Annotated in this window: 22 protein-coding genes and 2 riboswitches; of the genes, 4 read left to right on the top strand and 18 right to left on the bottom strand. The window is 68.4% G+C overall.

The annotated features are described in order from the left end of the window. Positions 1-31: 31 nt before the first annotated feature. From AC3ANP_RS09085 to AC3ANP_RS09060, 6 genes are all read right to left on the bottom strand, one after another. Positions 32-1,066, bottom strand: a complete 1,035-nt coding sequence (locus AC3ANP_RS09085; RefSeq protein ID WP_488329869.1) for an RNase H family protein — start codon at positions 1,064-1,066, stop codon at positions 32-34. A gap of 151 nt (positions 1,067-1,217) precedes the next feature. Next, positions 1,218-2,855, bottom strand: a complete 1,638-nt coding sequence (gene groL, locus AC3ANP_RS09080) for a chaperonin GroEL (RefSeq protein WP_488329868.1) — start codon at positions 2,853-2,855, stop codon at positions 1,218-1,220. Between the two features lie 292 nt (positions 2,856-3,147). Continuing rightward, positions 3,148-4,434, bottom strand: coding sequence for an ABC transporter substrate-binding protein (locus tag AC3ANP_RS09075; protein ID WP_488329867.1), 1,287 nt, complete (start codon positions 4,432-4,434; stop codon positions 3,148-3,150). A gap of 26 nt (positions 4,435-4,460) precedes the next feature. Then, positions 4,461-4,664 carry a cold-shock protein gene (locus AC3ANP_RS09070; RefSeq protein WP_488329866.1) on the bottom strand — a complete coding sequence of 68 codons (204 nt, stop codon included), beginning with the start codon at positions 4,662-4,664 and terminating at the stop codon, positions 4,461-4,463. 168 nt (positions 4,665-4,832) lie between these two features. Beyond that, positions 4,833-5,465, bottom strand: a complete 633-nt coding sequence (locus AC3ANP_RS09065; RefSeq protein ID WP_488329865.1) for a LytR C-terminal domain-containing protein — start codon at positions 5,463-5,465, stop codon at positions 4,833-4,835. Between the two features lie 87 nt (positions 5,466-5,552). After that, complete coding sequence (locus tag AC3ANP_RS09060) at positions 5,553-5,870, bottom strand: DUF3263 domain-containing protein (RefSeq protein WP_488329864.1); 318 nt, start codon at positions 5,868-5,870, stop codon at positions 5,553-5,555. Between the two features lie 111 nt (positions 5,871-5,981). Here AC3ANP_RS09060 and AC3ANP_RS09055 point away from each other — a divergent pair, with 111 nt between their 5' ends. Continuing rightward, positions 5,982-6,752, top strand: a complete 771-nt coding sequence (locus tag AC3ANP_RS09055; protein WP_488329863.1) for a uracil-DNA glycosylase — start codon at positions 5,982-5,984, stop codon at positions 6,750-6,752. 26 nt (positions 6,753-6,778) lie between these two features. Beyond that, entirely contained in the window at positions 6,779-7,618 is an 840-nt protein-coding gene (locus AC3ANP_RS09050; RefSeq protein WP_488329862.1) for a siderophore-interacting protein, read from the top strand. Positions 7,619-7,684: 66 nt separating this feature from the next. Here AC3ANP_RS09050 and AC3ANP_RS09045 read toward each other — a convergent pair whose 3' ends face one another. Continuing rightward, positions 7,685-9,181 (bottom strand): threonine/serine exporter family protein, encoded by a 1,497-nt coding sequence (locus AC3ANP_RS09045; protein WP_488329861.1) that lies wholly within the window; start codon positions 9,179-9,181, stop codon positions 7,685-7,687. 32 nt (positions 9,182-9,213) lie between these two features. Next, positions 9,214-10,287 carry a lipid II:glycine glycyltransferase FemX gene (locus tag AC3ANP_RS09040; RefSeq protein ID WP_488329860.1) on the bottom strand — a complete coding sequence of 358 codons (1,074 nt, stop codon included), beginning with the start codon at positions 10,285-10,287 and terminating at the stop codon, positions 9,214-9,216. Positions 10,288-10,418: 131 nt separating this feature from the next. Here AC3ANP_RS09040 and AC3ANP_RS09035 point away from each other — a divergent pair, with 131 nt between their 5' ends. Further along, entirely contained in the window at positions 10,419-10,967 is a 549-nt protein-coding gene (locus AC3ANP_RS09035) for a TspO/MBR family protein (RefSeq protein WP_488329859.1), read from the top strand. A gap of 7 nt (positions 10,968-10,974) precedes the next feature. Here the strand turns inward: AC3ANP_RS09035 and AC3ANP_RS09030 are convergent, their stop codons facing one another. The 7 genes from AC3ANP_RS09030 to AC3ANP_RS09000 form a co-directional block, all read right to left on the bottom strand. Continuing rightward, positions 10,975-12,387 (bottom strand): L-serine ammonia-lyase, encoded by a 1,413-nt coding sequence (locus tag AC3ANP_RS09030; protein ID WP_488329858.1) that lies wholly within the window; start codon positions 12,385-12,387, stop codon positions 10,975-10,977. Between the two features lie 207 nt (positions 12,388-12,594). Continuing rightward, positions 12,595-13,923 (bottom strand): serine hydroxymethyltransferase, encoded by a 1,329-nt coding sequence (gene glyA / locus AC3ANP_RS09025; RefSeq protein WP_488329857.1) that lies wholly within the window; start codon positions 13,921-13,923, stop codon positions 12,595-12,597. Next, complete coding sequence (gene gcvH, locus AC3ANP_RS09020; RefSeq protein ID WP_488329856.1) at positions 13,920-14,315, bottom strand: glycine cleavage system protein GcvH; 396 nt, start codon at positions 14,313-14,315, stop codon at positions 13,920-13,922. Before gcvH ends, glyA begins: the two co-directional genes overlap by 4 nt. Positions 14,316-14,379: 64 nt before the next feature. After that, positions 14,380-15,534, bottom strand: a complete 1,155-nt coding sequence (gene gcvT / locus AC3ANP_RS09015) for a glycine cleavage system aminomethyltransferase GcvT (RefSeq protein WP_488329855.1) — start codon at positions 15,532-15,534, stop codon at positions 14,380-14,382. Between the two features lie 10 nt (positions 15,535-15,544). Then, positions 15,545-18,394, bottom strand: a complete 2,850-nt coding sequence (gene gcvP / locus AC3ANP_RS09010; RefSeq protein ID WP_488332967.1) for an aminomethyl-transferring glycine dehydrogenase — start codon at positions 18,392-18,394, stop codon at positions 15,545-15,547. Between the two features lie 51 nt (positions 18,395-18,445). Continuing rightward, a riboswitch (glycine riboswitch) is annotated at positions 18,446-18,552 on the bottom strand. A gap of 1 nt (position 18,553) precedes the next feature. Continuing rightward, positions 18,554-18,652: riboswitch (glycine riboswitch) on the bottom strand. Between the two features lie 163 nt (positions 18,653-18,815). After that, a complete protein-coding gene (locus AC3ANP_RS09005; protein WP_488332966.1) occupies positions 18,816-19,298 on the bottom strand; it encodes a Dps family protein in 483 nt (160 codons plus the stop codon). Positions 19,299-19,434: 136 nt separating this feature from the next. Next, entirely contained in the window at positions 19,435-20,229 is a 795-nt protein-coding gene (locus AC3ANP_RS09000) for a sigma-70 family RNA polymerase sigma factor (RefSeq protein WP_488332965.1), read from the bottom strand. A gap of 252 nt (positions 20,230-20,481) precedes the next feature. Here AC3ANP_RS09000 and AC3ANP_RS08995 point away from each other — a divergent pair, with 252 nt between their 5' ends. Continuing rightward, a complete protein-coding gene (locus tag AC3ANP_RS08995) occupies positions 20,482-21,051 on the top strand; it encodes a hypothetical protein (RefSeq protein WP_488332964.1) in 570 nt (189 codons plus the stop codon). Between the two features lie 46 nt (positions 21,052-21,097). Here the strand turns inward: AC3ANP_RS08995 and AC3ANP_RS08990 are convergent, their stop codons facing one another. The 3 genes from AC3ANP_RS08990 to AC3ANP_RS08980 are packed head-to-tail and all read right to left on the bottom strand — an operon-like array spanning position 21,098 to position 24,542. Beyond that, the gene (locus AC3ANP_RS08990) at positions 21,098-21,355 is read right to left on the bottom strand and encodes a carbon storage regulator (protein ID WP_488332963.1); all 258 of its coding nucleotides are present in this window, start codon (positions 21,353-21,355) and stop codon (positions 21,098-21,100) included. A gap of 9 nt (positions 21,356-21,364) precedes the next feature. Continuing rightward, a complete protein-coding gene (locus tag AC3ANP_RS08985) occupies positions 21,365-22,516 on the bottom strand; it encodes a hypothetical protein (protein ID WP_488332962.1) in 1,152 nt (383 codons plus the stop codon). After that, entirely contained in the window at positions 22,494-24,542 is a 2,049-nt protein-coding gene (locus AC3ANP_RS08980) for a flagellar biosynthesis protein FlhA (RefSeq protein ID WP_488332961.1), read from the bottom strand. The genes AC3ANP_RS08985 and AC3ANP_RS08980 overlap by 23 nt, the downstream gene beginning before the upstream one ends. Positions 24,543-24,570 lie beyond the last annotated feature (28 nt).

Here is a 24,570-nt window from a genome sequence, read left to right as displayed (position 1 = left end):
GACGGCGCGCGAGCCCGCCCCTGCAGCGGGGCTAGGCCTCCGGGGTGCCCTGATGGAACCGTAGCCGCCACTGTGCGCCGTCAAGGACCCAAAGCGAACTGCGCAGCACCGTCCCGGTTAGGGCATGGCTGCGGTAGGTCAGCAGGACGGAACCTTCACTGAGGCGCTCGGCTGCCAGGAGTTCGAAGTCGGTCCGGCGACCGGGATCGTCCGCCAGCGCCATCATCGTCTCGTCGCGGGTCCAGAGCCGCCCCGAGCTGCCGATTTCGGTGAACCCTGGGTGCAGCAGGACACCCGTCCGTCCCACGTCCGCGCGGGTTTCGGGCAGCAGCAGCTCCCGCTCCAAAGACTCCACGATCGACTCGGGGTCCAGCCCCGGGTCGGCAACGCCGGGCTCGTCCAAGAGTTCGCTGAACAGGTCAGGTTCGCCGTCGCCGCCGGACGAGCCAAACAGGGTCGGTGCGGCCGCACCCCGGGGCGCGCCGGAGGGCTGTGCGGCGGCGGGCTGTGCGGCGAGGGGTTGCGCGGCGGAGGGTTCCTGCCGGGACCCGCCCGGCACGGTGGCGGGGGCAGGCGCACTGGCGGGGGCGGCGTCTCCGGCGCGCACGAAGCCGGGGCCCTGCCGGGGGGCGACGCCCTGCTGGTAGGCGCCGGCGGCGGCCCTGGCGCGTTCGTCTGCCGCTTCATTCAGCTCGTGGCCGGCGTGCCCGCGGACCCATTCGAAGGTGTACCTGCGCCCGCTGAGCGCCTGGTCGATCTCCTTGAGCAGCTCGACGTTGAGCACGGGTTTGCCGTCCGACTTCCGCCAGCCCTTCCGCTTCCAGCCCGGCATCCACTTGGTGACCGAGTTGATGACGTACTGGCTGTCGCACAGAATGTGCAGGTCCTCCTCGGGAAGGTGCGCCGTGGCCCGGAAGAGGTCCAGCACCGCCATCAGTTCGCCCTGGTTGTTGGTTCCGTGCGGCCATCCCCCGGCCCGCCAGCATCGGTCGTTCACGTACCAGGCCCACCCGGCCGGACCGGGATTTCCTAAGGCCGAACCGTCGGCCGCTGCAGTAATCGTCACTGCACCATCCTGCCAGACACCGCGGCCCGGGTGCGCCGGCGGCTTAACGCCGGCGGCGGCCCCACCAGAGGTGGGACCGCCGCCGTCGTACCTTGCCGTACCGGGGATGAACCCCTGCCGGCCGGCTCGTGAGGGCCGGGTGGCCGGGTGGTTAGAAACCGCCCATGCCGCCCATGCCGCCCATGTCGTCGCCGCCGCCCATCGGGGCACCGGCCTTCTCGGGCTTGTCGGCCACGACGGCCTCGGTGGTCAGGAACAGGCCGGCGATGGAGGCCGCGTTCTGCAGGGCGGAGCGCGTCACCTTGACCGGGTCGTTGACGCCCGCTGCCAGCAGGTCGACGTACTCGCCCGTTGCAGCGTTCAGGCCGTGGCCGGCGGGCAGGCCGCGGACCTTGTCGACCACAACGCCCGGCTCCATGCCGGCGTTGAAGGCAATCTGCTTCAGCGGGGCGTCGATGGCAACGCGGACGATGTTCGCACCGGTTGCTTCGTCACCTTCGAGCTGCAGGTTGGCGAACGCCTTGGCGCCGGCCTGGATCAGGGCCACGCCACCGCCGGCGACGATGCCTTCTTCGACAGCAGCCTTCGCGTTGCGGACGGCGTCCTCAATGCGGTGCTTGCGTTCCTTGAGCTCAACCTCGGTCGCGGCACCGGCCTTGATGACTGCAACGCCGCCGGCCAGCTTGGCCAGGCGCTCCTGCAGCTTCTCGCGGTCGTAGTCCGAATCGGAGTTCTCGATCTCGGCACGGATCTGGGACACGCGGCCGGCGATCTGGTCAGCGTCGCCGGCGCCTTCGACGATGGTGGTCTCGTCCTTGGTGACAACGACCTTGCGGGCCTTGCCCAGCAGTTCGAGGCCGGCAGTCTCAAGCTTGAGGCCGACTTCCTCGGAGATGACCTGGCCGCCGGTGAGGATGGCGATGTCGGCCAGCTGGGCCTTGCGGCGGTCACCGAAGCCCGGGGCCTTGACGGCGACGGACTTGAAGGTGCCGCGGATCTTGTTGACGATCAGGGTGGCCAGGGCCTCGCCCTCGATGTCCTCGGCGATGATCAGCAGCGGCTTGTTCGACTGCATGACCTTTTCGAGGACAGCAACCAGTTCCTTGACGTTGGAGATCTTGGAGTTGACGATCAGGATGTACGGGTCCTCGAGGACCGTTTCCTGGCGCTCTGCGTCGGTGACGAAGTAGGCCGAGATGTAGCCCTTGTCGAAGCGCATACCCTCGGTGAGCTCCAGCTCGAGGCCGAAGGTGTTGGACTCCTCGACGGTGATGACGCCTTCCTTGCCGACCTTGTCCAGGGCTTCGGCAATCAGGGCGCCAATTTCGTTGTCCCCGGCGGAGATGGACGCGGTGGCGGCGATCTCTTCCTTGGTTTCGATTTCCTTGGCGGAGGCCAGGAGTTCGCGGGTGACCGCTTCGACGGCCTTCTCGATGCCGCGCTTGAGGGACAGCGGGTCAGCGCCGGCCGCGACGTTGCGCAGGCCTTCCTTGACCAGGGCCTGGGCCAGCACGGTGGCGGTGGTGGTACCGTCGCCGGCGACGTCGTCCGTCTTCTTGGCAACTTCCTTGACCAGCTCGGCGCCGATCTTCTCGTACGGGTCGTCCAGCTCGATCTCCTTGGCGATGGACACACCATCGTTGGTGATCGTGGGGGCGCCCCACTTCTTTTCGAGGACAACGTTGCGTCCACGCGGGCCGAGGGTGACCTTGACGGCGTCGGCGAGGATGTTCAGGCCCCGCTCAAGACCGCGGCGTGCCTCTTCATCAAATGCAATGATCTTGGCCATAACGGCAGTAGTCCTTTCGGGACAGTCGTTAAGAATGAACCTTGGTTGTGGTGCCCGCGACGGACGGTTCCAGTTCGGCAGCCTCTGTACGCCGCCGAACGGGGACCTCACCCCAGCCAGGTGTTTCTTCGCTCCCGGCATGCCCGCCGTTGCGTGCCGCGGCCGAACCGGGCGTCGCATTAGCAGTCAATGCGCGGGAGTGCTAACTCAATAATTAGCACTCCCCCGGGGAGAGTGCAAGCAGTGTTTGTCCGCGGGACCGCCCCTGGGGGCTGCCCTTCGCTGTCAGCGATCAGCTGCCGGCGCTGTGGGCCGTTTCGGCGCCGGTGATCTTGGCGGTGTTGTCCGCGCCGTAGCTGTAGACCATGTAGGCCGCAGCGGTGATGTCGCCGTTCCGGTCGAAACCGATGGGACCTGACTGTCCGTCGTAATCGGGTCGTTTCCCGGCGCGCAGCGCCGTCACACAGTCCTGGTAGCTCTTGCACGGCGCCGCCTCACCGGATGCGCCGCCCGCGGCACCGGCGGTGCCGCCGGAGACGGCGATGAGCCGGGCCGCGATGGAGGTCCCGGCGTCGTCCTCCGCGGCGGCGGCAGCAAGGGCGGCGAGGTTGACGGCGTCGTACGTCTCGGCCGCAAACGTCATATCCTTCAGGCCCGGGTCGACGGCGACCAGTTCGGCCTGGAAGTACGCCGAGGGAAACGTGCCGGGAAGGACACCGCGGGCGCCGTCCAGCGCCCTGGAGCCCAGGCCGGAGCCATACTGGTTCACGGCACCGTCGCTGAGGATGAGCTTTTTGCCCGCCAACCCTGCGTTGTTCAGTTCGGCGATCGCGCCCTGCGCCCCTTCGCGGGCCACCAGCACGACGGCGTCCGGTGCTGCGGCCGTGGCCGCAGCCGCCGCCTTTTGGGCGTGGCCGGGCTGGAATTCGGCGTCGAGGGAGGTACCCACGCCGGCGGCCGTTGCGGCCTGGGCGACGGCAACGGAAACCTCCTTGCCGTAACTGCCCTCCTCGTGCACGACGGCGATGGTCTTGGCGCCGCCGTCTTTGGCCAGTTTGACGAGTACCGGCGCCTGCGCCACGTCGGCGGCGATGGTGCGGAAGTAGTACCCGCCGCTCTTGTAGTGGCTCAGGCCCGGCGCCGTGTTGGCCGGGGAAATGATGGGGATCCGGGCTCCCGCCAGCACGTCGATAGCGTCTGCGGCGCGGCTGGAGTCGGTGGGTCCGATCACGACGTCCGCCTTCGCCGCCACCAGGTCCCTGGCCTGCGCCTTGGTATCCGTGCCGACCGACTCCGGGAGTAGTTCGACGGGCTTGCCCTTGTGGCCGCCGGCAGCGTTGATGTCCTTGACCGCGAGCCGTGCCGCCGCCAGCTGGGCGGCGTTCAGGAAGCCCTGCTTGCCGGTGTTGTCCAGGATGAGGCCGATGCGCAGCGTCCCGTCGCCGCTCGCCTCCACGTCGGAGAGCCGGGCGTTGCCGGCAGGACCCGTGCAGGCAGCCAGGACGAGCACAGCCGCGATCCCGGCGGCCGCGGCAACGCCGAGCCGGTGGCCGCCGTTCGGGCGGCCGGCTTTTCTCACGGCAGGGTCGGCAGCACTACGCGCCACTAGGCTGGCCGGACGCTCTCGGCCTGCGGGCCCTTTTCGCCCTCGCCGATTTCCAGCTCGACCCGCTGTCCCTCGGCGAGGGCACGGTAGCCCTCGCCGGCGATGGCGGACCAGTGGACAAAGACGTCATCACCCGAGCTGTCGACGGTGATGAAGCCGTAGCCCTTCTCAGCGTTGAACCATTTGACGGTCCCCAGTGCCATGTTTTCCACGCTTCCAGCTAGCTTCCGGGCGGCTCACGTCAGTGTGCGCCGCGGTTGTGCAACGAGTCCGCAGCCACTGTAAGCACAGCACCGCGGCCGGGCGCCGGCTGCGGCCCCGGTCCGGACGGAACGTTATGCAGGCGTAACCGTGGCGCGCGCGGCCGGAGCTTACCTGTAGTCGGGTCCCAGCACGACGGCCAGCGGGGTGGCGAACTCCGCCGAATCGACGAGGGTGCCGATCCCGAGCAGGGAACCCAGCGCTTCGGCGTTCGCTTTCTGCGCCGGCCCGTTGTAGAAGACCGCCGACGACTGCTGCGGAGGGCCGCCCCAGTTGCCGAGGGGGCCCGCCACCCACCCGGCCGACGTAACGATTGAGCCTACCCGGCCCGCCAGTCCCGCGGTCGTCGTGCCGTTGTACACGGCCACCTGCTGTGTCTTGTCCACCGCAGCGCTCGGCGTTGCCGACGGCGCATTCGAGGGAGCGGGTGCGGCGGGGGCGGCGCTGGCGGTTGAATCGCCGCCGGCGGAGGGGGCGGGGCTCGCGGCCGGGCTTGTCGCCGCTGCCGAGGCCGCGGCGTTGTTGCTCGCCTGGTCGGCGGTCATCGTCGAGCCTCCGGCCGGCCCGAACCCCAGCTTGGGCAGGAGCAGAAAGGCGACCAGCCCGATCACGAGAGCCACGGCGCCCACCGAAAGAATGGGAGCGAGGCGGCGGGCCCGCGGCGCGGAGACCGTCCGGTGGACACCCTGGCGGGTGGAGGTCTCCGGGACCCGATCGAATTCATCCCGAGCGTACTTGGTCATGGTAAAACGACGTCCTTGCTGATGTGTGGCTGGTGGCCCGCCCCGAGCACCCGACTGTTTCCGCGGATCGGGCCGGATTTCCGCGTGTTAGGCGTCGGATCCGAGGCGCCGTGCGGTGCGGGCACGTTGGCGTGACGTACGTAGTCTACGCAATCGCTTGACCAGCATAGGATCGTGCGCCAGCGCGGCTTCGGTGTCGATCAGGGCGTTGAGGATCTGATAGTAGTGCGTCGCCGACAAATCGAAGAGCTCGCGGATGGCCTGTTCCTTGGCGCCGGCGTACTTCCACCACTGCCGCTCCAAGGCGAGCATTTGCTGCTCCCGGTCGCTCAGCGCGGAGCCCGCGGAGGCCGGCGCCGGTCCGGCTTGGTCCCCCGGACGGTATTCCGGTGCTGCTTCCGCCACGACACACTCCTGGGCTCGGTCCGATCGGTCTCCACACATGTTACGGGTGAATAACAACCTTGTCATTTGGGCGCCCGGCCGGGCAGTCCCCGGAACTGCAACAATGTGACGGTGTCTACTCCGTCTGATCCCGAGGCGCTCTTCGAACTCGCTCCCGCCGAAACGCTGCGCTTTTCCGACCTGGCGCGGCTGCCGCTGGAAGACCTGGTGGCCCCGGACTGGGCCGCGGCGCTGGTTCCGGTGGAGCCGCAACTCCGCGCGGTGCTGGAGTTTCTTGCCGCTGAGGAGGCGGCCGGGTACGAGGTGCTGCCGGCTCCCTCGAAGCTGCTGCGGGCGTTCCGGCAGCCGCTCGCGGCAGTGCGGGTGCTTATCGTCGGGCAGGACCCCTACCCGACGCCGGGGCACGCCGTCGGGCTGTCCTTCGCGGTGGATGGCCGCACCCGGCCCATTCCGCGCAGCCTCGCCAATATTTACAAGGAACTCCAGGCGGACCTGGGCATCCCGGCACGCGTGCACGGTGACCTCGGCAGCTGGTCGGAGCAGGGGGTTCTGCTGCTGAACAGGGTGCTCAGCGTCCGCGCCGGCGCCGCCGGGTCGCATCGCACCCGGGGCTGGGAAGCCGTCACGGCGGCGGCTATCCGGGCGGTCGCGGGCCGGCGGGACGGCACCGGACCGGTGCCGCTGGTGGCGGTCCTCTGGGGCAAGGACGCCGCCGGAGTGCTGCCCCTGCTGGGCTCCACAGCGGTGATCATCAGCGCGCATCCGAGTCCGCTCTCGGCCGCACGCGGCTTTTTCGGTTCCCGGCCCTTCAGCCGTGCCAATGAGCTGCTCGCCGGCCAGGGCGGCGGAACCGTGGACTGGGAGTTGCCGGCGGTGCCGTGAGCCGGATCTTGGCTAGGCTTAGCCGCATGACTTCAGTCCCCGCCGCCAGCGCGCCCGACCGGCCTGCCCGGCCCCAGACCAACCTCACGGTCCTGCGCCGCGAGCAGCTCTCGCCGCATATGGTCCGGATCGTGGCGGGCGGTCCCGGGTTCGCCCGCTACGTCAACAACGGCTACGTGGACCGTTACGTCAAACTCGTCTTCCCGCAGCCCGGGGTGGCCTATCCGGAGCCCCTGGACCTAACTGTCATCCGGGAAACAATGCCGCGCGAACAGTGGCCGCATACCCGCACCTACACGGTGCGCTGGGTCGATGAAGCGGCGGCCGAACTCGCCATCGACTTCGTGATCCACGGCGACGAGGGTCTCGCCGGGCCGTGGGCAGACGCCGCGCAGGCCGGCGACCAGCTCATCTTCACCGGCCCGGGGGGCGGGTACAACCCTGACCCCGAGGCGGACTGGCACTTGTTCGCCGGCGACGAGTCCGCCCTTCCGGCGATCAGCGCAGCCATCGAAACCCTGCCCAGTCACGCCCGCGGCCTCGCCTTCCTGGAGGTCGACGGCGACGCCGACATCCTGGCCCTGAACGCGCCTGCGGGCCTCGAACTGCGCTGGCTCCGGCGCGGGGGCGCCCCGGCGGGCGGCGCCGGGCTGCTGGTGGACGCGGTCCGGGCTGCCGACTGGCCCGCCGGCCGGGTGCAGGTCTTCGCGCACGGGGAGCGCGGCTCGATGAAGGGCCTGCGGGAGGTGTTCTTCGCCGAACGCGGCCTGGAGCGCCGGCAGGTGTCGCTCTCCGGCTACTGGGCGCAGGGCCGGGTGGAGGACGACTTCCAGGCCGAAAAGAAGCTCCCCATCGGCAAGATCTAGCTCAGGTTCTTCGCCGGCCGCTGCCGGGCTGGACGCTGCCGGGCCCGCCGCTAGCCATGAGCGACGCTAGCGACGCCTGGCCCGGCGCCGCTCGTTGCTGGCCAGGCTGCGCGTGAGCGGCCGGGCCAACGTGTCGCCAAGGACGATGCCGGCCGCGACACCCAGCACAATGGCCGCAGCGTTGAGCATCCCGCCGGCACCCACCAGGATCTCCGACTCCTCTATCGTCAAAACATACATTGACCGGAATATAGTGAGGCCAGGCAGCAGAATCAGTGCCGCCGGCACCGCAACCACCAGCTGCGGGGCACCCATCCGCAACGCCACGACCCGTGCCAGCAGCCCGATGACCACCGCGGCCAGGGCAGGGGCAAAGCGCGGACCGATGCCGACGGCGGTGCCACCGATCAGCACCAGATGCCCGACCACGCCGACCGCCGCCGTCGGCAGCAGCAACTTGGGTGAGGTCTGCTCCGTGACGCCGATCGCGACGACGGCAACGGCGACCAGGCCGACCAGGACACCCAAAGGATACTTTGGTGGGAATGTTTCGGTGACGTCGATGGCCTGCATCCCGGTCATCGAGCCGACGACAAAGGCGACAGCGATGCCGGAGACCAGGGCACCGAAGGTGAGCATGGTGGACAGGAAGCGGCCGGCAGCCGTCACCGGGAACCCGTTGATGGCATCCTGCACCGACGACACCAGCCGTCCCGTGGGCAGGAGCAGCAGGATGCCGCCGACCACGACGATGGCGGGGGCGATCTGGATTCCCGCCGGGCTGCCGAAGCGCCAGAGCAGCAGCGCAATCAACGTCACCACGAAGGAACAGGACGCGGTGATGAAGAAGTCGGGCGTGCGCCAGCGGCCCAGCTGCCGGGCCAGCAGGCTGATCAGCAGGTTGGAGAGGAACGCGACGAGGGACGCCGCGACGCCGCCGCCGAGCACACCGACGAAGACCGCGGAGAAGACCCCGAACGCCACCGTGACCATCCAGCGCGGAAACGGCTTGGAGCTGCGCGTGATCTCATGCAGCCGGCGGGCCGCTTCCTCACGTCCCATTCCCCCGGCCACGATGTCTGTGACCAGCTGATGGACCTGCGCAAGGCCCGCATAATTGTTGGTCCAGGACCGCACCACCCGAAGCAGTGAAATGGGGGTCTGGTCCCTCGGCGCGTAGTTGATCGCGACCGACTGGTTGGTGATATCCACCTCGATGTTTTTCAGCCCGAGCGCGGCGGTGATGGCGATGATGCTGGTTTCCACTTCCAGCGCACCGGCCCCGTAGCGGAACATGGATTCAGCCAGCTTCAGGGCGAAGTCGATGGTTTTCCGCGCGGAGGTATCCACGCCGCCGACCTGGATCATCGGGTTGGCGTACGGGCTCCCCGCAAGCCGGTCCACGATGCTAAGCGGCGCCGTCGGCGGGTTCTCGCCCTGGACCAGCCGGCGGAGCATGCGTTTTGCGGCGACGTTTTGGCGCACCTGCGTGGGCGACAGGGGTTCGGTCCGGGGCAGGCCGTCGGTGGGCGGCTTGCGGCGGCCGTCGGGTGGTTTGGTCATTCCCGGCCTCCTCGGTTGAGCTGGCGGACGTCTTAGTAGAACTGCTGGCCGGTGCGCCGCGTGTACAGCTGGCGTGCGGCGCGTTCCCCGGCGGCCATCCACAGCTTGTACTTCAACGGGCTAAGGACCTGGTCGTAGCAGCCCACGAAGTCCGTGACGGTCTTGCTGAAACTGGTCTTGAACAGGCCCAGGCCGTGGAACGGGTTGGACGTGTCCTTCAGCTGGTCGCTGGGCGGCGTGCCACACAGGTCGTACTCGGTGCAGCCCAGTTCCTTGAGCTGGTTCATGGCCGTCCACTGCACCAGGTGCGAATCGCCGTACTGGCCGCGCTTCTGCAGGGAACCGCCGTCCTTGTAGGTACCCTTCCGGCCGTAGTTGATCACAAACGCGCCGACCGAGGGCACACCGTTTTCGTAGACGAACAGCAGCCGTCCCTGGCCGCGGGCCAGGAAGTTGGACCAGAACTGGCGGTAGTACTCGTACTCGCGCACCCGGACCTGGGACTTGGCCTCGACCGTGGTGGTCATCAACGCATACATGGCCCGGAAGTTCTCTTCCGTCGGTTCGGCGTTCTGGACCTCGACGCCCTCCCGGATGGCACGGCGGACCGCGTTGCGGCCGCGCGAATGCAGGTTCCGGAGCAGCTGGTTTTCGTCCGGCGAGATGTCCAGCAGCGCGGTCGAGTCGTTCGGCTGCAGGTTGTGGGTCTTGACCAGCCCGGCGCCCTCGATGACTTGCCGGGCGTCGTCGGACAGGACGATGTCCGGCTCGATCTTGATCGCGAATACCCCGAGCCGGGCGCGTTTGACGAAGTCGGCGTTGGCCGCCGCGATACCGGGGATGTCCTGCACGGAAGCAACGTCGGGGCCCTTGATCAGATACCAGAGCTTGCCCAGGAGGGGGAACGATTTCTCCAGGACCAGGTTGTAGCTCGTGTAGTCGGATGCCTCGTACACCAGGTGCAGCGGTTTCCAGCCGAAGTTTTGTTTCACCGCGGCGAACGCCTCGGACTGCAAGAGGTTCCCGCCGTTGGGGTTCGCGGTGACGTGGGCGTCCCAGTCGGCGACCTCTTCGGCGGAGGCAAAGCGGGCGGTGAATTCTCGCAAGGGTGCGGTATCCAATCTTCGCGGACGAGCTTCGGCGGCATGCTGGCATGCAGCCCCAAGTCTATCGGCCGACGGCGGACGTTCCGCGCGGTGGTGCGGCCGGCGGTCCGCGCGCTGGCTAGGCTGGAGGTATGCAAGCCCAGCCTGAACCCTCCGCTGCCCGCCCCTCAGTGCGTCTGGGCGGTGCTGGCAACCCGGGCCGGGAGGTCCTGGGGTTGCTTGTCCTGCTGGGCGCGTCGGTCCTGGTGGCCGTGCTGGGTGGGCTGGCCACCGCCGCTAACGTCGGCGGCTGGTACTCCGCCGCGGACAAGGCTCCGTGGTCGCCGCCGAACTGGGTCTTCGGGCCGGTGTGGACGTTCCTTTACCTGGCGATGGCCGTCGCGGCCTGGCTGGTCTGGCGCAGCCGGGCGCCCGGCTGGCGCGGTGCCATGACCGCGTACGCCCTCCAGCTGGGGTTGAACCTGCTGTGGTCCCCGGTGTTCTTTGGCCTGTTCCCGGCGCTGGGCACCGCCGCGCTCTGGCTCGGCTTCGTGATCATCGTGGCCCTGGCGGTGGCGGTCGGGGCGACGGTGCTGCGTTTCGGCCCGATCAGCCGGACGGCGGGCCTGCTCATGCTGCCGTACCTGTCCTGGATCGTGTTCGCCGCATCGCTGAACCTGTGGGCGGCGTTGAACAACTAGGACCCGGTCAGCACTCGACCACGTTGACGGCGAGGCCGCCCATCGCGGTTTCCTTGTATTTGGAGGACATGTCTTTACCGGTTTCGCGCATCGTGATGATGACTTCGTCGAGGGAGACCCGGTGTGAACCGTCGCCCCAGAGGGCCATCTTGGCGGCGTTGATGGCTTTGGCCGCGGCGATGGCGTTGCGTTCGATGCAGGGGATCTGCACGAGACCGCCGATCGGGTCGCAGGTCAGGCCCAGGTTGTGTTCCATCGCGATCTCGGCCGCGTTCTCGACCTGTTGCGGGGTCCCGCCCATCACCTCGGCCAGCCCGGCGGCCGCCATCGACGACGCCGAGCCGACCTCGCCCTGGCAGCCGACCTCGGCGCCGGAGATGGACGCCTGCTCCTTGTAGAGCACGCCCACGGCGCCGGCGGCCAACAGGAACTTGACCACTACCTCGTCGCGGTCTTCCTGGGTTGCTTTGTCCATGCCGGGGGCGAAGTGCAGGGCGTAGAAGAGCACTGCGGGGATGATCCCGGCGGCGCCGTTGGTGGGTGCGGTGACCACGCGTCCGCCGGAGGCGTTCTCCTCGTTCACGGCCAGGGCGATCAGGTTGACCCATTCCTGCCAGTATTTCGGGTCAAGGTAGTCGGGGTCCTCGCCGATGGTTTCCTTCAGCAGCCGCTCATGCCAGTCAGGGGCCCGACGGCGGACCTTCAGGCCGCCGGGCAGCAGCCCTTCACGCTGGAGGCTGACGGCCACGCACTCTTCCATCACGGCGTAGATGTGCAGCAGCCCCGCCCGGATCTCTTCCGGTGTACGGCTCTCTTCTTCGTTGATCCGCATGACGTCGCTGACGGACAGTCCCTGGGACTGGCAGTGCACCAGGAGCTCCGCGGCGGTCCGGAACGGCAGCGGCAGTTCCTGCTTGGATTCGTCCAGTTCCTGCTGCGCGGCGTCCTCCTCGCCCTCCCGGACGATGAAACCGCCGCCCACGGAGAAGAAGGTGGCCTGGTGCAGGACACCGCCGTCGGCGTCGGACACGGTGAAGGTCATGCCGTTGGTGTGGCGGGGCAGGATCGTCAGGGGCCGCAGCACCATGTCCTGTACCCCGTAGGGCAGCGGCACGGAACCGGCCAGCTGCAGGGTGTGCGTCTCGGCGATGGCCGCCAGCCGCTCTTCGACCTCTGCCGGCAGGATCTTCTCCGGGTGGAAGCCCTCCAGCCCGAGCAGGATCGCGGTCATGGTGCCGTGGCCATGCCCGGTCGCGGCGAGCGAGCCGTACAGATCCACCCGCAGGCCAGCGACCTTCTCCAGGTCCCCGGACGCGGTGAGTTCCTCGGCGAACACGGCCGCGGCCCGCATCGGACCGACCGTGTGCGAACTCGAAGGTCCGATCCCGATGGAAAAAAGATCAAAGACGCCAACAGCCATTACTTAATCCTAACTAAACACTTCTTGGATGGCGCGATGGGACGCCTGGTCCTCAATCGCCCGCTCCGGTGAGCGGCCCTCGAGGGGCGGCGGAGCCGGGCTTTTCGAAAGCGTGCGTCTAAGCGAGGAACGAGCGAGCACGCGTGAAAAGTCCGGTCCGCCGGCCCCGGAGCCAGCCACACCTGACGGTTGGGCGACGAAGGCCAATTAGGCCAGGTTGGCGACCGACGGGTAGAGCGGGTGGGCGGCGGCGAGGGCCTGGACCCGGGACCGGAGCCCGGAGAGGTCCGCGCCGGCGTCGGCGGTCAGGGCTTCGGCGATGATGTCCGCGACCTCGGCGAACGCTGCCTCACCGAAACCGCGGGTGGCCAGGGCCGGGGTGCCGATCCGCAGTCCCGAGGTGACCATCGGCGGCCGCGGGTCGAACGGGACGGCATTGCGGTTGACGGTGATGTCGATCGCAGCGAGCCGGTCCTCTGCTTCCTGGCCGTTCAGCTCACAGTTGCGCAGGTCCACGAGGACCAGGTGCACGTCGGTGCCGCCGGAAACCACGGAGATCCCCTTGGCCGTGACGTCCGGCTCCGCCAGACGGTCCGCGAGGATCCGGGCACCGGCCAGCACCCGCTCCTGGCGTTCGGCGAACTCGGGCGAGGCCGCGATCTTGAACGCGACCGCCTTCCCGGCGATGACGTGTTCGAGCGGGCCGCCCTGCTGCCCCGGGAACACCGCCGAGTTGATCTTCTTGGCAATATCGGCGTCGTTCGAGAGGATGATGCCGCCGCGCGGACCGGCGAGGGTCTTGTGCGTGGTGGAGGTCACGACGTGGGCGTGCGGGACCGGGGAGGGGTGCAGCCCGGCGGCGACCAGGCCGGCGAAGTGCGCCATGTCCACCATCAGGTAGGCCCCAACGGAGTCGGCGATGCGGCGGAACTCGGCGAAGTCCAGCTGCCGGGCGTACGCGGACCAACCCGCGACGATCAGGGCCGGCTTGTGTTCCTGGGCGAGGCGCTCGACCTCGGCCATGTCCACCGTGTGGGTGTCCTCGCGGACCCCGTACGGAACCACGTTGTAGAGCTTGCCGGAGAAATTGATCCGCATCCCGTGGGTCAGGTGCCCGCCGTGGGCCAGGTTCAGGCCCATGATCGTGTCTCCGGGCTTGATCAGGGCGTGCATCACCGACGCGTTTGCCTGTGCGCCGGAGTGCGGCTGCACGTTGGCGAACCCGGCGCCGAAGAGTGCCTTCACCCGGTCGATCGCGAGCTGCTCGATCACGTCCACATGCTCGCAGCCGCCGTAGTAGCGCTTGCCCGGGTAGCCCTCGGCATACTTGTTGGTCAGCACCGAGCCCTGGGCCTGCATGACGGCCTTCGCGGTGTGGTTTTCCGAGGCGATCATCTCCAGGCCGTCGCGCTGGCGGCCCAGCTCGGCGTCGATCCGCTCCGCGATCTCCGGATCCAGTGCCGAGAGGTCGACGTCCAGGGACGCCGAAACGACCTGCTCGAACCCGGCCTGCGTCCCGGTGGCTGCGCCGCTCACAGCTCGCCGCCGTTCGTGGACGCGTATTCCTCAGCGGACAGCAGCGGTCCCTCCGAATCGGCGGCGACCTTGAACAGCCAGCCCGCGCCGTACGGATCGGAGTTGATCAACGCCGGATCAGCAACCACGGCGTCGTTGATCTCGGTGACCTCGCCGGTGACGGGCGAGTACAGATCCGAAACGGACTTCGTCGACTCCACCTCGCCGCAGGTTTCCCCGGCGGTCACCGTCGAGCCGACCTCGGGCAGGTCGACGTAGACGATGTCGCCCAGGGCATCCGTGGCGACAGCCGAGATGCCGATGGAGACCAAGTTTGATCCGGCGTCGCCGGAGTCCCGGGCAACCCATTCGTGCTCGGCGGAGTACTGAAGTTCAGCGGCAACTTTTGCCATGTGATTTTTCCTTAAAGTGTGGGTGATGAAAGATGCGGGGGCCGGCGACGGGCGCCGGGCCGGGTTACTTTTGGCGTTTGTAGAACGGCAGGGCGACAACTTCGAACGGCTCGGCCTTGCCGCGCAGATCGATGTCCAGTTTCGTGCCGGGCTCGGTGAACTCCACGTCGACGTAGGCCAGCGCGACAGGGTAGCCCAGCGTCGGTGAGGGCTGACCGGAGGTCACCTCGCCGACGGTGGCACCGTCCTTCAGAACAGGGTAGCCGCCGCGGCCCGCCCGGCGCCCGAGGCCCTTCAGCCCGACGAGCTTGCGCTTGGAGCCGGCCTCCTTGGCAGCCTCGAGGGCTGAACGGCCCACGAAGTCGCCTTCCTTGGACTTGAGCGCCACGACCGGACCCAGGCCGGCGTCGAACGGGGAACGCTCCAGCGACAGCTCGTTCCCGTAGAGCGGCATGCCGGCTTCGAGCCGCAGTGAATCGCGCGATGCGAGGCCGGCCGGCGTCAGCTCGCCGTCGTCCGCGATGGCGACGAGGGCCTGCCACAGGGCGACGGCGTCGTCGTTGGCGACGAAGATCTCGAAGCCGTCTTCGCCGGTGTAGCCGGTGCGGGCCAGCAGCAGCTCGTGGCTGGCGCCGCCGATCAGGAAGGGGACCTCGACGGCGGCGTAGTACTTCAGTCCGGTGACCAGCTCATGCTGGGCAGCAGGAACCAGGCGGAGCAGGATGGCTTCGGCCGCCGGTCCCTGGACCGCGATCAGCGAGGTCTCGTCCGAGGCGTCGCGGACGGTGACGTCGAACCCGCCTTCCTGGCCGGAACCGGCGCGTTCGGCCAGCGCTGCGGCCACGACCTTGGCGTTGCCGGCGTTGGGCACCACCAAAAAGGTGTCGGTGCCGTCGGCGCCGGCGGGGCGGCGGTAGGTGATGAGGTCGTCGATGATGCCGCCGTCCTCGTTGCAGATCAGCGAGTACTTTGCCTTGCCGACGGCCATCGCGGAGATCTTGCCGGCCAGGGCATAGTCCAGGAAGGCTGCCGCGTCCGGGCCGGTGACCCAGACTTCGCCCATGTGGGAGAGGTCGAACAGGCCGGCAGCGTTGCGGACGGCGTGGTGTTCGGCCAGCTCGGAGGAGTACTTCAGCGGCATCTGCCAGCCGCCGAAGTCGGTGAAGGAGGCTCCGAGTTTCTTGTGCTCTTCGTAAAGCGCGGTGAACTTCTCAGTCATGTCGGGATCCTTAGTTTTCGAACTCGGAAAGCGGCGGGCAGGAGCAGATTAGGTTGCGGTCACCGGCGGCGCCGTCGATCCGGCCCACGGGCGGGAAGTACTTGTCCTGCTTGAGGTGGTGGACCGGGAAGACGGCCTGTTCGCGGCTGTAATCGCGGGTCCAGTCGGAGTTCACGACGGCGGCAGCGGTGTGCGGTGCGTTCCGCAGCGGCGATTCGGCCAGGGTGAAGTCGCCGGCCGCGACCTGGTCGATTTCCTGGCGGATGGTGATCATCGCCTCGATGAAGCGGTCGATCTCGGCCAGGTCCTCGGACTCCGTGGGCTCGACCATCAGGGTGCCGGCGACCGGGAACGCCAGGGTCGGGGCGTGGAAGCCGTAGTCGATGAGGCGCTTGGCAACATCTTCAGCGGTCACACCGGTCTTGGCGGTCAGGTCGCGCAGATCCAGAATGCATTCGTGTGCGACGAGGCCGCCTTCGCCGGTGTAGAGGACCGGGAAGGAGTCGTTCAGCCGGGCCGCGACGTAGTTGGCCGCAAGCAGCGCGGACTTGGTGGCCTCGGTCAGGCCCTCGCCGCCCATGAGCTTCACGTACGCCCAGGAAATCGGCAGCACGCCGGCGGAGCCGTAACGGGACGCCGAGATCGGGGTGCCGCCGGCGCCGTTGGCCGGGTCTGCCGCGTTGCCCGGCATGAACGGGGCCAGGTGCGCCTTCGCTGCGACCGGGCCGACGCCGGGTCCGCCGCCGCCGTGCGGGATGCAGAACGTCTTGTGCAGGTTCAGGTGCGAGACGTCGCCGCCGAACTGGCCCGGCTGCGCCAGGCCGACGAGGGCATTGAGGTTCGCGCCGTCAACGTAGACCTGGCCGCCGGCGGCGTGCACCGAGTCGCACACGTCGCGGACGTCGGCGTCGTAGACGCCGTGCGTCGAGGGGTAGGTGATCATGATGGCCGACAGCGAATCCTTGTGCTGCTCAATCTTGGCCTGCAGATCCGCGTGGTCGATGGTGCCGTCGCTGGCCGTGGCCACGACGACAACCTTCATGCCGGCCAGGACCGCGGAGGCCGCGTTGGTGCCGTGCGCCGAGGCCGGGATCAGGCAGACGTTGCGCTGGGCTTCGCCGCGGGAGTGGTGGTAGCCGCGGATGGCGAGCAGTCCGGCGAGCTCGCCCTGGGAGCCGGCGTTGGGCTGGATGGAGACCTGGTCGTAGCCGGTGATCTCGGTCAGCTGCGCTTCGAGGTCCTCGATCAGTTCCCGCCAGCCCGCCGTCTGGGAGTCCGGGGCGAACGGGTGGATGGAGGCGAACTCCGGCCAGGACATGGATTCCATCTCGGCCGTGGCGTTCAGCTTCATGGTGCAGGAGCCCAGCGGGATCATGGTGCGGTCCAGCGCGAGGTCGCGGTCCGAGAGCCGGCGGATGTAGCGCAGCAGCTGGGTTTCGGAGCGGTGCGTGTTGAAGACCGGGTGCTGCAGGTAGTCGGACGTGCGTTCGACGGCGGCGTCCAGCGCGAAGCCTTCCACGGAATCAACGACCGTGGCACCAAAGGCGGCAACGACGTCGGCGACGATAGCCGCCGTCGTGGCTTCATCGGCGGAGATCCCCACCGTGTCGGCGTCGATGGAGCGCAGGTTGATGCCCTTGGCTTCCGCCGCTGCGATGATGTCCGCGGCCTTGCCCGGCACGGAAACAGTCACGGTATCGAAGAACGACGTGTGCAGCACCTTGAGTCCGGCGGCCTGCAGGGAGGCAGCGATGGTCTTCGCGTGGCTGTGCGTGGTCTCGGCGATGGCCTTGAGCCCGTCCGGGCCGTGGTAGACGGCGTAGAACGAGGACACGATGGCCAGCAGCGCCTGCGCGGTGCAGATGTTCGAGGTCGCCTTCTCGCGGCGGATGTGCTGCTCGCGGGTCTGCAGGGCGAGGCGGTAGGCGGGGACCCCGGCGTTGTCCTTGGAAACACCGACGAGCCGGCCCGGCATGGAGCGTTCCAGGCCCTTGGCCACGGCCATGTACGCGGCGTGCGGGCCGCCGAAGAACAGCGGCACACCGAAGCGCTGGGTGGAGCCGACGGCGATGTCGGCGCCCTGCTCACCCGGAGGGGTGATCAGGGTCAGGGCCAGCAGGTCAGCGGCGACCGTGACGAGCGCGCCGCGCTCCTTGGCCTCGGCGATTACGGCGGAGTGGTCGAACACGCGGCCGGACACGCCCGGCTGCTGGAGCACGACGCCGTTGATCGCCCCTTCGGGCAGGCCCTTGGACAGGTCAGCGACCTCGACCTCGAAGCCGAGGGCTTCGGCGCGGCCCTTGACGATAGCGATGGTCTGCGGGAGGCAGTCGGCGTCGAGTACGGTCTTGCCGTCGTGCGCGGACTTGTTCTTGTTGGCGCGGCGCATCATCAGCACGGCCTCGGCGACGGCGGTGGCTTCGTCCAGCAGCGAGGCGTTGGCTACCGGCAGGCCCACCAGGTCCTGGACCATGGTCTGGAAGTTCAGCAGCGCCTCGAGCCGGCCCTGTGAGATTTCCGGCTGGTACGGCGTGTAGGCGGTGTACCAGGCCGGTGCCTCGAGGATATTGCGGCGGATCACGGCGGGGGTAACGGTGTCGTAGTAGCCCTGGCCGATCATCTGCACGGCGGTCTTGTTCTTCGACGCCAGCTTACGCAGCTCCGCCAGGACCTCGACTTCGCTGAGGGCTTCGGTAAGTGCCAGCGGCGAGTCCTGCCGGATGTCTTTCGGGACGGCAGTGTCCACCAGCGCGTCGACGGTGTCGTAGCCGACAGCCTTCAACATGGCGTCGACGTCGGACTGCCGGCGGGCACCGACGTGCCGGTCAACAAAGGACGTGGAGGCTGAGGTAACAGTCACAAGGAACTCCATAACTAAGGCGGCGCAGGGTACGCCACATTGATTCGGGTTCCTCCCCGCTCTGTATTGGACCTGAGAGATTCCGCAGACGAACGTCCGCTTGCACCGTCGGTGAGCGCGGCACCGTGGGTGGACGGGCCGGCTGCTTTCCAGAGTTGCCTTGCCGCGGCGGTACGTGGGCCTGAGAGATTCCTGGGGAGGATTTGCTCCTACGGCGCCTGCTTGTACCTACTTGCAGGACTCTCCCGCCGCAGATCAAAGGCATATTCAATTGCTCGTGACCGTAGTCACAGCTTCCATTGTCCTATGTCGGCGGCGTCTCTGCAAACCGCGGCGTCGCACGGCGTCCGTCGCGCCCAAACGGCAGCGTCCGGCGCCGGGAATCCGGCGTCGGACGCTGTGGCGCGGAAGCGTTCCGCGGTTACTTTTTGGTGTCCGCGGCCGTGACGCTGGCCGTGGGCCGCATGGTTTCCGCGTTCACCATCCAGGCAAGCTGCTCGAGCCGGGCGATGAATTCATGCAGCAGGTCGGCACTGGTGGGGTCTTCCTCGTCCACTGCGTCGTGCACCTTGCGCATGGTGCCGACGGCGGCTTCGAGGGCAGCGACAATCTTGTCGATCGCGTCCTTCGTGCTGATCAGCCCGGCAGGGAACTCGGCGAGGGCGGTGGACTTGGAAACGGTTGAACTGCGGCCGTCCGGAAGGGCGTGCAGGGAGCGCATCCGCTCCGCCGTGTCGTCGGCGAATCCGCGCGCTGCTTCGACGATCTCGTCCAGTTGCAGGTGGAGGTCGCGGAAGTTGGTGCCGACGATGTTCCAGTGCGCCTGCTTGCCCTGGATGTGGAGTTCGATCAGGTCCACCAGCACGGCCTGCAGGTTGTTCGTCAGGGTCGGTGTGGCTTTCATGCATCCTCCTTGATAGGAACGGCTGATACGGCGTTACGCCTCAGACGCTACCCCAGCAAAGATGCGGCCGCGACGGCAGCGGCTGAATTTCACGATCAGCTTACTAAGTGACCTTAGTAAACGTGTGGCCGCCGCGCTAGACCGCCTGGTTGAGCAGGGGACCCTTGGGGAAAATCGCCCGGGTGATGCCTCCGGCCGTGGCCTCTGACAGCTGGGCGAGGTAGTCGTTCCGGCGGCGGGGCGTGATCCGCGACTGCGGCTCGAAGCCCTGGTCCGGCTCGTCCGCGTAGTGCGCGGCGAGGCCGTCGCGCATCAGGCGGATGGCTTCGGCGCGCTGTTGCGACACGGCGGCGTGCGTGGAGCCGAGTTCCGCGGCCAGGTCCTTGACCGTCCGGCCGCCGAAGTAGATTTCCTCAACGACGTAGCGCATCCGGTCCGGCAGCGACTTCACGGCCGCCCGCAGGTACTGGAGCCGTTCGTCCGCCAGCACCGAGTTCTCCGGAGACAGGGTCTCCGCGGCCAGGGTGTCGACGACGGCGTCGTCAAGGGGGGTGAGGGTGCGTGAGGCATCCGCGAGGGCTGCTTCCACGACGCTCTGCTGCACGCCCAAGGCGGAGGCGATCTCGTCAACCGAGGGAGTGCGGCCGAGGGCAGCGGACAGGGTTTCCTGCACCGACATGGTTTCTTTGATCCGGCGCCGGGCCGAACGGGTGGCCCAGTCGCTGGCGCGCATCTCGTCCGCAAAGGCGCCGAGAATACGACGGCGGGCGTACGCACCGAACGGCACGCCGAGGTCCGGGTCAAAGGAATCGGCCGAGGTAATCAGGGCAATGGCCCCGGCCGACGCCAAGTCATCGCGCGAGAGGTGGGATGCCTTCGAGCACAAATCTGAGACGAGGTAGCCCACCAGCGGAAGGTGCTGAGTGACCATCTCGTTTCGTTCCACGCGATTCAACAGTGTGTCCCCCCATGAGACCGGATCAGGAGTTGCGAAAATCGGCGAGCTGCACCGGCCGGCCATCCCGTGCTCCCCCCCATGGGAGACGGTATTTTGGACCCCGGGCGCAGCACCCAGATCGAAACCTATCACCTGATTTTGAATCTGCGTGTAGCCTCGGGGAAAAGCTTGGCGGAAAATGCGGAAAGCCGCGTTCTGGGCCCGGCTGGCAAGGGAACGGGGCCCATGGGTGCAGGGGATCTTTCGGCGGCGTTGTGGCAGGAACGACGGCAGTTGGAGCTGCTCGTGTTCAGGCTGGAAACCCAACGACTGCATGTGGCCGCCGGCAACGTCCACTGGGTGGCCTTCACCGCGTCCGAGGTGGAATCCGTCCTGGACCGGCTGGGCTTCGAGACCCTGGCGCGCACCGTCGAATCCGCGACCGTCGCGGCTGAATGGGGCCTGCCCGCGCAGGCAACCCTGGCGGAACTGGCTGCCGCCGCGCCGCCCGGTTCCTGGCCCGACGTCCTGCAGGAACACCTGGCCGGCCTGCGTGAGCTGATGTCCAGGCTCGGTGCCGCTGCCCGGGCCAATGAAGCCGAGCTGCGCCGCCTGCAACTGCCGCCGGCGCCGGATGAGCCGGCCGGGAAGCTCGAACAGCTGGCGCTTGAAGGAAACATCGACCGGGCGCTGGCGATCACGCACCGCGCCACGCAGTCTTTGATGACCCCGTACCTTGGCGACCCCGGCGAGTCGGGCCTGCCGGGCGAGTCGGGCCTGCCCGGCGAGCCTGGCCTGCCGGGCGAGTCGCGGTGAACGGTGCCGCTGCTGGCACGGCCCGGCCGTTCCCGGTGCAGCGGCCTTAGTCGGCGAGCCGGGCTGCCGGCGGAAGCATGCCGCGCAGCGCGTCCTCGGTGCCGGGGCCGGCGTCTGCGCCGGCTTCGGCTGCCGCCAGGTTTGCCGCAGCAATTGCCTCGATAACCTCGCGCCGCTGGATCGGCACGCCGCGGGGGGCCTCAATGCCGATCCGGACGCCGTCGCCGCGGCCTTCCAGAACAGTGATGACGATCCCGTCGCCGATCATGATCTGTTCACCCGGCTTGCGTGTAAGTACCAGCATTCCTTCAATCTACCCTTCGCTGCCGTGCCCGGCGGTCCACGGCGCCAGCAGGGTTGCCGGCCGGTCGTCGATCCACCCCACGGGCAGGCCCAGCGCTTCCACGGTTTCGGGGCTGGCGGTATCTGCCGCGCCCACAACGGCTACGGCGGCCACATCCAGCCGGGTCCGGAGCAGGCCGACCCAGCGGGCCGTGTCCTCATGCTTGCGTCCGGCGTCAACCACCACCCAGAGCTGGTCCGCTGCGAGGGCCGCGATGGCCTGCAGCCGGGCCGCAGTGTAGCGTCCCTTTCCCAGGCCGAAGGCGGCCAGCACCGTCTGCTCGGTTTCCACGGCGCGGGCCCGGGCCGCGGTCGCGCTTTGGCGGCCGTCCAGGTGCAGGTGGCCGTACGCGCTCAACTCCCCCGCCGTCCGCACATCCGCTCCCCCCGCGGCCATGGACATGGCCAACGCCAGGTCCAGCGCATCGTCGCCGAGGCCCACCAGCACCACCAGGTCCCCCGTGCCGCCCAGCGGGACCGGGACGCTGGCGCGCGTCGGCGAACCTAGCCGGGAAGCCGCCGACGCCGGGACGGGTGCGGGCGCCGGCTGCGCCGGCTGGGCCGGCTGTGCCGCCGGTGTCGCCGGTGCCGCCGGTGCCGCCGGATTGCGGAGGCCGGATCCGAGCTGGTCCAGCAGTTCGGCGAAGCCGGGCGACTCGGTGGAAAGACCGGGAGTGGCTTCCCGGTGCAGGGTCAGCTCCGCGGCGTCGGCTTCAGCCAGCAGTGCGGCAATCGCGTCCCCCTGCAGTTCGTGGCCGGGAACGGCGACAAGACGCCTGTCGCCCGGCGTCGGCCCCGGCGTCGGACCCGGAACGGCGGCAGGTCGGGAGGCAGGTCGGGAGGCAGGTTGGGCGGCAGCGCGGGGCGCGCCGGCTGCCGGGGGCTCCACGATTTGCCCTTCGGCGAGAATGTCCGCATCCGGGATCACCTCGCCGGTGACGACGTCGTGCCGGGGCTGCAGCTCGATGATGGCTTCGTAGCGGCTCGCGGCGAAAAGCCCGGCGATCCCGGGGCTGCTGACCCGCTCGGCGGAAACGATGCGGGCCGCCGGGCCGTACTGGAGTTCGGCCTTGCTGCGGATTTCCTCCAGCGAGGCTCCCTTAAGCCGATAGCGGTTCGGCATGGCGTACGACTCCTACAGTTTCGATGCGGACATTGGCGGAGGTGACCTCACGGTAGGAGAGCACCGGCACGGAACCGGGCTGCCCTCCGATCAGCCGGTGGATGGCGGGGCGCAGGGCCGGGGCGCAAACCAGGACGGCCTGCCGGTTGGCGGCGGCGGCCGAGTCCAGGGCGTTGCGCATCGAACGGAGCACGGCGTCGAGCCGGTCCTGGCTCATGACGATCTGGCTGCCTCCCTCGGCCGGTCTCATGTCCTCGAGCATGGATTGCTCCAGCAGCGGGTCAATCATGATCACGTTCAGTATTGGCCCGTCCATGAACTTGGCGGTCAGCGCCGGCCCCAGTGCCTGGCGTGCGGCCTCCACGAGGGATTCGGGGTCGGTGGAGACCTTGGCCCGGAGGGTGAGCGCCTCGTAGATGCGGGCCAGGTCGTTGATGGGGACCTGTTCGTCGAGCAGGCCCTGGAGGACGCGCTGCAGCTCGGCCAGCGACAGCAGTGCCGGGGTGAGCTCGTCGACGGCGGAGGGGCTTTGCTTGCGGACCCCTTCGGTGAGCACCCGTACGTCTTCGCGGGAGAGCAGCCGTGCGGCGTTCGCGGTGACGATGGAGGACAGGTGTGTGACCAGCACCGAGACCCGGTCGATCACCGTGGCCCCGGTCATTTCGGCGTTGTGCCGCATCTCGGCCGGGATCCATTTGCCGGCGAGGCCGAAGACGGGTTCGACCATCGCCGTGCCGGGCAGCGAGTCCAGCGAGTCGCCCAGGGCGAGCATCTGGCCCGCCGGGGCGGTGCCCCGGCCGGATTCGACCCCGGCGATCCGGATGGCGTAGGTGGCCGGCGGGAGGTCCACGCTGTCCCTGGTGCGGACCGGCGGGATGACCAACCCGAGCTCCATGGCAATCTTGTGCCGCAGCGACCGGACCCTGGCCAGCAGGTCGTCCGACGCGCCCGAGACCATGTCCACGAGGTCCGGTGCGAGGAGGATCTCAACCGGATGGATCCGCATGTCCTCAAGCAGCTTCTCGTTCGGGTCCAGCTCCGGGGAGCTCAAAGCCGCGGCCTCGGCGTCCCGGGTCTTGGCCTCCTGCCGCTGGCCTGCGGCGGTGCGCCGGGACGCCAGGATCAGGGCGGCGCCAACCAGGATGAACGGGATGGGCGGCATGCCCGGAATGAGCGCCATGGCGATAGCGGCGACGCCGGCGATCACCAGCGCGTTGGGCGACTGCAGCAGCTGGGTGGACGCGGTGCGGCCCATGTCCGCTTCCGCGTTGGACCGGGTCACGATCATGCCGGTGGAGACGGCCATCAGGAGGGCGGGGATCTGCGTGACCAGCCCGTCGCCCATGGTCAGCAGCCCGTAAGTGTTGAGCGCGTCGCCGATGTCCAGGCCGCGCTGCAGCATGCCGATGGCGATGCCGCCGACAAAGTTGATGATGATAATGATGATGCCGGCGATCGCGTCGCCCTTGACGAATTTGGAGGCGCCGTCCATCGCGCCGTAGAAGTCGGCCTCGGCCGAGACCTCTGCGCGCCGTTCCCTGGCCTGCGTGTCAGTGATCAGGCCCGCGTTCAGGTCCGCGTCGATCGCCATCTGCTTGCCGGGCATGGCGTCCAGGGTGAACCGCGCGCCCACCTCGGCGACACGTTCGGCGCCCTTGGTGACGACGACGAACTGGATCACCACCAGGATCAGGAACACGACGGCGCCGATGATCATGGAGCCGCCCACAGTCACCTTGCCGAAGGCGTCAATGACCTGGCCGGCGTACCCCTGGCCGAGCACCAGCCGGGTGGAGGCCACGTTCAGACCCAGCCGGAACAGCGTGGCTACCAGCAGCAGCGACGGGAACACCGAGAAGTCCAGCGGCTTCTTGACGAACATGCTGGTCAGCAGCACGAGCAGCGCCAGCAGGATGTTGCAGACGATCAGGAAGTCGAGCAGTGGCGCCGGCAGCGGCACCACCAGCAGCATCACGATGCCCACAATGCCGATCGGCACGGCCAACCGGGCAAGCCTGTTGTTCATGATGCGGTCCTTTCACAGACGCTGGTTT

This window comes from Arthrobacter sp. JB02-1C (assembly GCF_057748045.1).
This window is presented reverse-complemented; position numbering and strand designations above follow the sequence as displayed.

What these genes read in the sequence shown, in the direction of transcription:
- AC3ANP_RS08985 (WP_488332962.1), bottom strand. Translation starts at nt 22,516, where the DNA reads ATGCCGAACCGCTATCGGCTTAAGGGAGCCTCGCTGGAGGAAATCCGC.
- AC3ANP_RS09045 (WP_488329861.1), bottom strand. Translation starts at nt 9,181, where the DNA reads ATGACCAAACCACCCGACGGCCGCCGCAAGCCGCCCACCGACGGCCTG.
- AC3ANP_RS09070 (WP_488329866.1), bottom strand. Translation starts at nt 4,664, where the DNA reads ATGGCACTGGGGACCGTCAAATGGTTCAACGCTGAGAAGGGCTACGGC.
- AC3ANP_RS08980 (WP_488332961.1), bottom strand. Translation starts at nt 24,542, where the DNA reads ATGAACAACAGGCTTGCCCGGTTGGCCGTGCCGATCGGCATTGTGGGC.
- gcvH (WP_488329856.1), bottom strand. Translation starts at nt 14,315, where the DNA reads ATGGCAAAAGTTGCCGCTGAACTTCAGTACTCCGCCGAGCACGAATGG.
- AC3ANP_RS09000 (WP_488332965.1), bottom strand. Translation starts at nt 20,229, where the DNA reads ATGGTCACTCAGCACCTTCCGCTGGTGGGCTACCTCGTCTCAGATTTG.
- AC3ANP_RS09035 (WP_488329859.1), top strand. Translation starts at nt 10,419, where the DNA reads ATGCAAGCCCAGCCTGAACCCTCCGCTGCCCGCCCCTCAGTGCGTCTG.
- AC3ANP_RS09005 (WP_488332966.1), bottom strand. Translation starts at nt 19,298, where the DNA reads ATGAAAGCCACACCGACCCTGACGAACAACCTGCAGGCCGTGCTGGTG.
- gcvT (WP_488329855.1), bottom strand. Translation starts at nt 15,534, where the DNA reads ATGACTGAGAAGTTCACCGCGCTTTACGAAGAGCACAAGAAACTCGGA.
- AC3ANP_RS09065 (WP_488329865.1), bottom strand. Translation starts at nt 5,465, where the DNA reads ATGACCAAGTACGCTCGGGATGAATTCGATCGGGTCCCGGAGACCTCC.
- AC3ANP_RS08995 (WP_488332964.1), top strand. Translation starts at nt 20,482, where the DNA reads ATGGGTGCAGGGGATCTTTCGGCGGCGTTGTGGCAGGAACGACGGCAG.
- groL (WP_488329868.1), bottom strand. Translation starts at nt 2,855, where the DNA reads ATGGCCAAGATCATTGCATTTGATGAAGAGGCACGCCGCGGTCTTGAG.
- AC3ANP_RS08990 (WP_488332963.1), bottom strand. Translation starts at nt 21,355, where the DNA reads ATGCTGGTACTTACACGCAAGCCGGGTGAACAGATCATGATCGGCGAC.
- AC3ANP_RS09050 (WP_488329862.1), top strand. Translation starts at nt 6,779, where the DNA reads ATGACTTCAGTCCCCGCCGCCAGCGCGCCCGACCGGCCTGCCCGGCCC.
- AC3ANP_RS09030 (WP_488329858.1), bottom strand. Translation starts at nt 12,387, where the DNA reads ATGGCTGTTGGCGTCTTTGATCTTTTTTCCATCGGGATCGGACCTTCG.